At 50.8% G+C, this 9000-nt stretch carries 9 protein-coding genes; 8 read left to right on the top strand and 1 reads right to left on the bottom strand.

The features are described 5' to 3' along the window. On the top strand, window positions 1–832 hold an 832-nt coding region (locus tag PQI28_RS15110; RefSeq protein WP_339963794.1), incomplete at its 5' end, for an RNA-guided endonuclease InsQ/TnpB family protein. Window positions 833–1027: 195 nt separating this feature from the next. Next, on the top strand, window positions 1028–1804 hold the full coding sequence (locus PQI28_RS15105) for a sensor domain-containing diguanylate cyclase (protein WP_339963793.1): 777 nt from the start codon (window positions 1028–1030) through the stop codon (window positions 1802–1804). Window positions 1805–1912: 108 nt separating this feature from the next. Here PQI28_RS15105 and PQI28_RS15100 read toward each other — a convergent pair whose 3' ends face one another. Further along, complete coding sequence (locus PQI28_RS15100) at window positions 1913–2542, bottom strand: class I SAM-dependent methyltransferase (RefSeq protein WP_339963792.1); 630 nt, start codon at window positions 2540–2542, stop codon at window positions 1913–1915. 64 nt (window positions 2543–2606) lie between these two features. Here PQI28_RS15100 and PQI28_RS15095 point away from each other — a divergent pair, with 64 nt between their 5' ends. The 6 genes from PQI28_RS15095 to PQI28_RS15070 all read left to right on the top strand — a co-directional run bounded on the left by PQI28_RS15095 (window position 2607) and on the right by PQI28_RS15070 (window position 8999). Continuing rightward, window positions 2607–4088 (top strand): cryptochrome/photolyase family protein, encoded by a 1482-nt coding sequence (locus PQI28_RS15095; RefSeq protein ID WP_339963791.1) that lies wholly within the window; start codon window positions 2607–2609, stop codon window positions 4086–4088. 202 nt (window positions 4089–4290) lie between these two features. Continuing rightward, window positions 4291–4878, top strand: a complete 588-nt coding sequence (locus PQI28_RS15090; RefSeq protein WP_445236762.1) for a glycerol-3-phosphate responsive antiterminator — start codon at window positions 4291–4293, stop codon at window positions 4876–4878. Further along, complete coding sequence (locus tag PQI28_RS15085) at window positions 4875–5966, top strand: ABC transporter ATP-binding protein (RefSeq protein ID WP_214784742.1); 1092 nt, start codon at window positions 4875–4877, stop codon at window positions 5964–5966. Before PQI28_RS15090 ends, PQI28_RS15085 begins: the two co-directional genes overlap by 4 nt. Next, complete coding sequence (locus PQI28_RS15080) at window positions 5963–6868, top strand: carbohydrate ABC transporter permease (RefSeq protein WP_339963790.1); 906 nt, start codon at window positions 5963–5965, stop codon at window positions 6866–6868. Before PQI28_RS15085 ends, PQI28_RS15080 begins: the two co-directional genes overlap by 4 nt. Then, complete coding sequence (locus tag PQI28_RS15075) at window positions 6865–7674, top strand: carbohydrate ABC transporter permease (RefSeq protein ID WP_339963789.1); 810 nt, start codon at window positions 6865–6867, stop codon at window positions 7672–7674. Before PQI28_RS15080 ends, PQI28_RS15075 begins: the two co-directional genes overlap by 4 nt. A gap of 17 nt (window positions 7675–7691) precedes the next feature. Then, complete coding sequence (locus PQI28_RS15070) at window positions 7692–8999, top strand: ABC transporter substrate-binding protein (RefSeq protein ID WP_214784733.1); 1308 nt, start codon at window positions 7692–7694, stop codon at window positions 8997–8999. Window position 9000: the final 1 nt, after the last annotated feature.

Here is a 9000-nt window from a genome sequence, read left to right as displayed (position 1 = left end):
CCTAAAGAAACCTTACTGCACATGGAACAATCAGAACTATTCGTTTGACTTCGAGTCCATCTCTCTTCCTATCATGGTAGATGGAAAAGCAAAGAAAACACCAATTAGAGCAGAAATGGTCGACAAACACAATCGCAACTTCTCGCTTCTTAATAACAAGTTGGGTGCGGTGCGCATTACGAAAAAGTCTGATAAGTGGATTGCCCAAATCGCCGTTACAATCCTCACAATCGAAAAGACGGGCTCAAGGGTCCTTGGTGTGGATTTAGGCTTGAAAGTCCCGGCGGTCGCATCGACTGATTGCGATAAGGTGAGGTTCTTTGGGAACGGTCGTGAAAACAAGTACATGAAACGAAAGTTCCGGGCGAAACGGAAAGAGCTCGGTCAAAAGAAGAAGCTGAACGCAATCAAGGAACTGGACAACAAGGAGCAGCGTTGGATGAAAGACAAGGATCACAAGGTGAGCCGTGAGATCGTCGACTTCGCAAAAGAGAACAATATTTCTGTCATTCGCCTAGAGAAATTGGCGAATATCCGGCAGACGGCAAGAACAAGCCGTAAAAACAATAAGAATCTGCATACATGGTCGTTCTATCGCTTGGCATTATTTATCGAGTACAAGGCGAAACTAGAAGGAATCAAGGTTGAATATGTCAATCCTGCATATACATCTCAAACATGCCCTTCTTGCGGGAGTCGGAATAAAGCGAAAGACCGTACCTATTCGTGTTCTTGCGGATTTAATAAACATCGAGATGTAGTCGGTGCGATGAATATCCGAACCGCACCTGTGGTTGATGGTAAAAGTCAAGCAGCCTGGGAATCTATATGATCTGTCTCAGGAGGGGTGATGGCACACCCTCATCTGGAGGTTTGAGCAAAACAGAAATGGACTGCGCTCGCACAAGCACTTCAGAATCCCACTCATCCTGAAGGGTGAGCTTGCGGCTTTAGCCGTGGGAGTGTCAAATCAATTGAAGATGACACCCAGCATATCCTCAAACTGTCGTCACAAGATTCTCCCATCATGCTTGAAGAAGGAATGTCTTTTGATTTGAAGGATACGGTGTGCAATCGAATTGATTTCAATCAGCGAGAAGTCTTGATGTATGAAGACATCGAAGAACAAATCGAGTCGACACGCCTTCAATCATTACTGAGGGAAGTGAACATCAAGTCGTATTTAGGCATCCCGATTTTGACGAAAAGCGGGGATATCTTCGGGACGCTTTGTGTCGCGAATCATAAAAGTGCCCAGTATGATTCGAAAAGTGTCCAATTGCTGAAACGCGTAGTGCGTATGTTCAGTTATTACTTAGAGCTCGAACGTCGGGCTTCACGGGATGAACTGACGGATCTGTATAACCGACACTACTTATATAACTATTTCGAGACAAATCCGAATCAAGGAGGCGCACTTTTTCTCATCGATTTAGATGGGTTTAAATTTGTGAATGACACGTTTGGTCATGACGAAGGGGACCTCGTTCTAAAAGAAGTCGCACGTCGTCTGAAACGCTTGATGGAGCCGATTCATGATTCGAAGGTATATCGCTTAGGTGGCGATGAGTTTTTAGTGAAAGTCGCACATGCGTTACCTGAAGTAGTTGTCGTCGAGTATGCTGAACGGATGTTAACTGTCTTGAAAGAGTGGGACGCTCATCTTCCGTTATCAGCAAGTATCGGTATCGCTCCATACGATTCTGATGAGGAGAAAGACCTCCGTCAATTGTTGAAAGAAGCGGATGTCGCACTGTATCAATCAAAGGCGAGCGGGAAGAACATGTTTCAAATGTATGCATGAACGCTAATAGGCTAAGCCCGTGGATGACCATCGGCTTAGCCTATTATTTTATGTTCAGTCATGCCGAACAGATTGTCGTGAAAGAATCGAATGAAAAACGGGTACTGATTAAGAATGCGGTTTACGTCCCATCACTGCGACCGTACGATAGTCGCGCGAGTCGGGACCTCGCCGTACCGACACGTCCTGAAATCCGAATTTCGTCGCCTCGGGGATGAACTCTTTCTGAATCCTGTCAGCAATCCCGTTCCACTGCACATCGCCTTTCCCATCGCAATAGGTGATGACGAATGTGCCGTTCGGTTTCAAGACGCGTTCGATTTCTGACAGGACGGTCGTGACATCTTCCCAAAAATATAGCGTGTGAATGCTGAACACGTGATTGATAGATGCGTCAATCATCGCCAACTGATGAAAATCGCCTTCCATCAAGCGAGCTCGTCCCGTTTGAATGGACGCGGCGTTCCGTTTCTTGGCCGAAGCGATGAGTGTCTTCGAGCGATCGAGACCGATCACGTTCACATCCTCCCGCTTTTGAAGAATCGTCGATAACGCATCACCGGCTCCACACCCGAGTTCGAGTACGATGGCGTTTGGATGCATATGTAACTGTTCGATCGTCCACTCGACTTCGATACGGTGTTGGCGCACCATCTTTTCCCCGATATATTTTCCGACGGGACCACGTGGGTTTTCGTACTGACTGTCCACCCAGTTTTTGAACACTTGTGGGAGCATACTGTCACCTCATTTCAAGGGTAGCTTGATTGTAGCATATCGATGAAACAAAGGAGTCAACAACATGCGTTCATTTTGGATACTTGGCAACCAACTCTCACACGAACTCGAGATGTTGAAGCATATAAAAGAAGATGACGTCATCGTCATGATTGAGGCGACGTCTCGCGCGACGTGGCGTCCGTACCATAAGCAAAAACTCGTCCTCATTTTCTCGGCGATGCGCCACTTTGCGGAAGAGTTGCGCGACAAAGGGTACACCGTCGATTACCATGAAGCGGATTCGTTTCAGGAGGCATGGGACAAACATCTAAACCAGTACGAACCGGACGAAATTCATGTCACCGCCGTCACGGATGAACCGATGACTAAAAAGCTCAAGCAATTCGGTAAGAAACATAAATTGGTCGAACATACGGATGTCCCGCTCTTCTATTTATCGAAAGAAGAAGCGACCGATACGCTCGGAAACGAACCGTGGCGGATGGATCGGTTTTATCGCCAGATGCGCAAACGGTTCGATGTTTTAATTGAAGACGGGAAGCCGCGTGGCGGGAAGTGGTCGTTTGATACGGAAAATCGGAAACCACCGAAAGAAGGACTGTCGTTTCCGTCCGCGATCCATTTCCGACCGGATGCTATCACGAAAGACGTCATCAAAAAAGTCGAGTCGACATTCTCGGATCACCCAGGGAAGGTGATCCCGTTTCATTGGCCGGTCACACACACCGAGGCGAGACGGGCGTTGAATCGATTCGTGAACGAGCGGCTCGAGACGTTCGGTCCTTATCAAGATGCGATGATGACGGATGAACCAGAGATGTCACACAGCCTGTTGTCGGCTGCCATCAACATCGGTCTGTTGACGCCACATGAAGTTGTCGAGGCGGCTTGTCAGGCTGACGCTCCCTTGTCATCGATTGAAGGGTTTGTCCGCCAAATCCTCGGGTGGCGGGAGTATATGCGCGCCGTCTATCTCGCTGTTATGCCGGGCTATGAAGAGGTGAACACGTTCAAGCATGAACGCGATTTACCGACCTTCTTTTGGGATGCGAAGACGGACTTGAACTGTCTGCATCAAAGTCTGAAGCCGGTCGTGGCGCATGCCCACAACCATCACATCCAGCGGCTGATGGTGCTCGGAAACTACGCGACGTTGTTTGAAATCTCACCGAAACAGACGAGCGACTGGTTCAATGAGATGTATATCGATGCCTATGACTGGGTCGTCTTACCGAACGTGCTCGGGATGGCCCTGCATGCGGACGGCGGGAAACTTGCCACGAAGCCATATGTCGCCTCTGGGAAGTATATCGACCGGATGAGTGATTACTGTGGAGATTGCCCGTATAACCCGAAACATACGACCGAAGAGGATGCTTGTCCGTTCAACGCCCTTTACTGGCGCTTCATCGATCGGCACGAGGAGCGTTTCTCAAAAAATCAGCGGATGAAGATGATGGTTCGCAATTGGCAAGGGCGAGACGATGATGTCAAATCAGATATATTAGCGAAAGCCGAACAGACATTGGCCGATTCCCCGTGAATCGGTTTTTTTACGTTTCCTTCATGAAACTTAGCGATTCCTTTATGGTAGCTTTACAATCGTCCGCTACGATAAGAGCTGTGAGACCCCCTCACTTCCAAGTGAATACTTACCGGTAGAACCTTTGAGAGACCAACAGAAGCCCGTACGTCCATGACGTGTCGTTTCTGTTGGTCCTTTTTTTCAAGAAAGGATGATTCAAGTGAATGAAGCGATTGCACGAATGGGGCAGGAGCGGATGATTGCCTCAATCAAGAGTCCGAAACAAATCGAAGCGTTTTTAAAGACGGATGTGACGACGACGTTCCTCATGATGGGGACGCTCAGTACGCTCGACCGCTATGTGGCGCATTTGAAACGAGAGAACCGAACGGTCTTCCTCCACGCCGAGCGAATCAATGGGATCAGCCTCGACCGGGATGGAATCGACTATCTCGCCAAACGTGTCGGCGCCGACGGGATTGTCACGACGAAAGCATCGGTGCTTCAGCACGCAAAACGGGCAGGGCTGTTGACGGTTCAACGACTGTTTCTCGTCGATTCGGACGCGGTCACGAGCGGGCTCAAACTCGCCGAAGCACAGCAACCGGACGCGATTGAACTCATGCCTGGTCTGATTCCGAGAGTCGTCGAGAAGATTTCCCAGGAAGTCTCTTTCCCGATTGTGACGGGTGGCATGATTCGTCAACCAATCGATGTACATCGCGCCCTCGACCATGGGGCATTCGCGGTTTCGACCGGGGACGAACGACTTTGGCAGGTCCAAAGTCAGAAGGAGGAATTGGTATGAAAACGATCCAACTACAACAACTGACAAAATCATTCGGGGAGACGGAAGTCATTCGAGGGATCGACGTGACAATCGAAGCAGGAGAATTCTTCGCGCTCGTTGGACCATCCGGCTGCGGCAAGAGTACGATGCTTCGCATGATTGCCGGGCTCGAATCCATCACGGGCGGAACGCTTCGCATCGACGGAGTGGCAGCAAACGGGATGAAACCGAGCGAACGTCACTTGTCGATGGTCTTCCAAAACTATGCCCTTTATCCACATATGACGGTCGAGAAAAATATCACGTTCGGCCTACATACGAAAGGACTGACGAAACTAGAACAGCGTGAGCGTTGCCTACAGGCGGCCGAGACGCTCGGACTCACCGATTATTTGAAACGGAAGCCACGTGAACTCTCAGGTGGTCAGAGACAACGGGTCGCGTTGGCACGAGCCATCGTGACGGAGGCGCCGATTTGCCTGATGGATGAGCCGCTCTCGAACTTAGACGCGAAACTACGGGCGAAGATGCGCTCGGAGATTCGCCAGTTACAGCGAAAACTTGGACTGACGATGATTTATGTCACACACGACCAAGTCGAGGCGATGACGATGGCGGACCGGATCATGCTTCTCAATGAAGGGGAAGTGCAACAAGTCGGGAAGCCGCTTGACCTATACAACAAACCGGCGAACACGTTCGTCGCTTCATTTATCGGATCACCACCGATGAACTTGGTCGAGGTCACCCGACAAGAAAAAGGGTGGATGGCAGCAGACGGCCGCCTGTTCCATCCGAACGCATTGACAGAAGTGTCAGAAGCGACGCTCGGCGTACGTCCGGAACAGATCAAACCGGCAGACGAAGACGTGACGTTTTATGCAGAGCTGAAAAACATCGAAGTACTCGGGACCGAGACGATCCTTGCGTTCGATGTCGGTGGCAATGAATGGCTGGCGAAATGGTCAGGACAATGGCCACTCACCGTCGGAGAAAAAGTCGCGTGTTATGTGGATCCGAAACAGATGTCGCTCTTTGACGCGAACGGGCATCGCATCGAGCCACGACAGCCGAAGTTGTTTGAGGCGTTGGAGGTGTTCCAATGACGGTCGCCTTACCGAGGGAGAAGGTCCGCACGAGACTGTCGGACGCGGCGAGCGGGCTGTTGTACTTGTCTCCGTCCATCATCTTGTTTGGTGTCTTTCTCGTCTATCCGCTCCTCCGGACGATGTACTTGAGCTTCTTTCGGACGGATACGCAAGGGACGCCACTCGAATTTGTCGGCGTCGGTCATTACAGCAACTTGTTCACGAGTGCGGCGTTTTGGCAAAGCATCCAGGCGACGGTCGGATTCGTCCTCTTGACGGTCCCGCTGACGATTCTGATTGCACTCGGTCTCGCACTCCTTGCCAATGAGAAGTTGAAAGGCATTGGCATCTTTCGAACAGCCTTTTCGGCGACGATGGGGATGAGTGTCGCCGCCTCGTCGGTCATCTGGATGTTCATGTATAACCCGTCAATCGGGATCTTCAACCGGTTTCTCGAAGCAATCGGTGCCAGCGGCGTACAGTGGCTTCTAGACCCGCAATATGCGCTCCTATCCGTTTCGATTGCGACCGTTTGGATGAATATCGGCTTCACGTTTTTGATTCTTCTCGGCGGTCTGCAAAACATCGACCGAACGCTCTACGAGAGTGCGGATATTGCCGGAACGAGCTATTGGACGCAGTTACGCGCGATCACAATCCCGATGTTGTCCCCGACGCTCTTCTTCGTCGGCATCATCTCACTCATCAACGCCTTCCAGACGTTCGGACAGATTGATTTGTTGACGAAAGGCGGACCGACGAATGCGACGAACGTCATCGTCTATGCCATCTATAAAGACGCGTTCATCAACTACAACGTCGGGAGTGCCAGTGCACAAGCCGTGCTCTTATTTATCGCCGTCCTTTTGTTGACATGGCTCCAATTTAAACTTGTCGAAAGGAAGGTGCATTACCAATGAGACTACGGAATATAGGCGTATATGTCTTACTCGTCTTGAGCGCCGTCGTCATGCTGTTCCCGATTGCCTATGCGTTCTCGATCAGTCTGATGGACGGGAAGGAAGTGCTCCAGGGACATCTGCTCCCACGCGACCCGTCATTTGAGAACTATATCGCCGCGTTCGAACGAATCCCGATGCTGACTTACTTAGTGAACAGTCTGATTGTCGCGCTTCTCGTGATGGTCGGACAGGTAGTCTTGTCGAGCCTCGCGGCATTCGCATTCGTCTTCATCGACTTTAAAGGAAAAGGGCTCATTTTCATGCTCTTCCTCGCGACGATGATGGTCCCATGGGAAGCGACGATGGTGCCGAACTTTTTGACAATCCAGTCACTTGGCTGGCTCAACACCGTCTGGGGACTATCGGTGCCGTTCTTCGCACTTGCGTTCGGAACATTTCTACTCCGGCAACAGTTCAAGACGATTCCATATGAGATGTATGAGGCGTCTCAAATTGCTGGGATCAGTCGGTTCCGCTTCTTCTGGAACGTTGTCTTGCCAGTATCGAAGACATCGCTCGTCACATTGTCGGTCTATAGCTTTTTGACGACTTGGAACATGTACTTATGGCCGCTTCTCGTCACGAACACGGAACAGGCGCGGACGGTCCAAATCGGAATCAAACAGATGCAGTCGAACGAGGTCGCCTCGGATTGGGGCGTCGTCATGGCGGCGGTCGTCTTGATCATCATTCCGACACTTTTATTGTTATTCGCAGGACAAAAACATCTACAAGAAGGATTGACGCAAGGCGCGATCAAATAATAGGGGGACATGACAAAATGAAAAAGTTTGGATTATTCGCAGGGTTGGCAAGTTCAGTGTTATTGCTCGGGGCATGTGGAAGTGAAGAAGCGGCACCTGTCGCGGCGACGACAGAAGACGGAAAGACAGAAGTCGTCTTTTGGCACGCCATGAGCGGGGACTTGGAGACAGCGCTCAATACGCAGGTCGACGCATTCAACGCGTCGCAAGACGACTATGAAGTGAAACCAATCTTCCAAGGAACGTACGAAGAGGCGTTGACGAAGTTCAATGCGGTCGCCGGTTCGGAAGACGCGCCGGCCATCATGCAGACGTTCGAGGTCGGAACGAAATATATGATCGACTCCAATAAAATCACACCGGTCCAAGAGTTCATCGACAAAGAGGACTTTGACACGAGCGTGTGGGAAGAGAACATCTTGAGCTATTACCAAGTGGAAGGCAAGCAATACTCGATGCCGTTCAACTCGTCGACACCTGTCCTTATCTACAACAAAGATGCATTCAAAGAGGCGGGACTTGACCCGGAGAAGGCGCCGCGCACGTATGACGAATTGAAAGCAGCAGCGAAGAAGTTGACGACGGACGACCAGACCGGCTTCACGATGCTCAACTATGGTTGGTTCTTTGAACAGCTCGTCGCCGCGCAAGGTGGACTTTACGTCGATAACGATAACGGACGCAGTGGTGAGCCGACGAAGGCCGTGTTCGATGGGGAAGAAGGGCAGAATGCGTTCAATTTGATCAAAGAGATGTACGATGAGCAGACGTTCCTAAACGTCGGTCAAAACTGGGACGATATGCGTGCGGCGTTCCAATCGGGTAAAGTCGCCATGTATCTCGACTCGTCAGCCGGTATCCGCACCGTAGCGGACAGCGCAGACTTTGAGATCGGTGCCTCATATTTGCCAGTACCGAACGAAGCAGACCGTCAAGGCGTCGTCATCGGTGGCGCATCACTCTGGATGGGTGACGGCATCGCCGAAGAAACGAAAGAAGGCGCTTGGGAGTTCATGAAGTATGTATCCTCAACGGAAGCACAAGCCCAGTGGCATGTCGACACAGGTTACTTTGCCATCAATCCTGACGCATACAACGAACCGGTCGTCGAAGAGATGTGGGCGAAATATCCACAGCTCAAAGTGACGGTCGACCAGCTCAGCGAGACAAAACCATCACCAGCGACACAAGGTGCGCTCATCTCGACGTTCCCTCAATCGCGTCAGAGCGTCGTCAATGCGATGGAGAGTTTGTATCAAGGCGTATCGGTCGAAGACGCATTAAAACGTGCGGCCGAAGAGACGACTTCCACCTTGGGGCAGTGAG

Source organism: Exiguobacterium sp. USCH10 (assembly GCF_037619445.1).
In the GTDB taxonomy this organism is placed as follows: Bacteria; Bacillota; Bacilli; order Exiguobacteriales; family Exiguobacteriaceae; genus Exiguobacterium; species Exiguobacterium aestuarii_A.
This window is presented reverse-complemented; position numbering and strand designations above follow the sequence as displayed.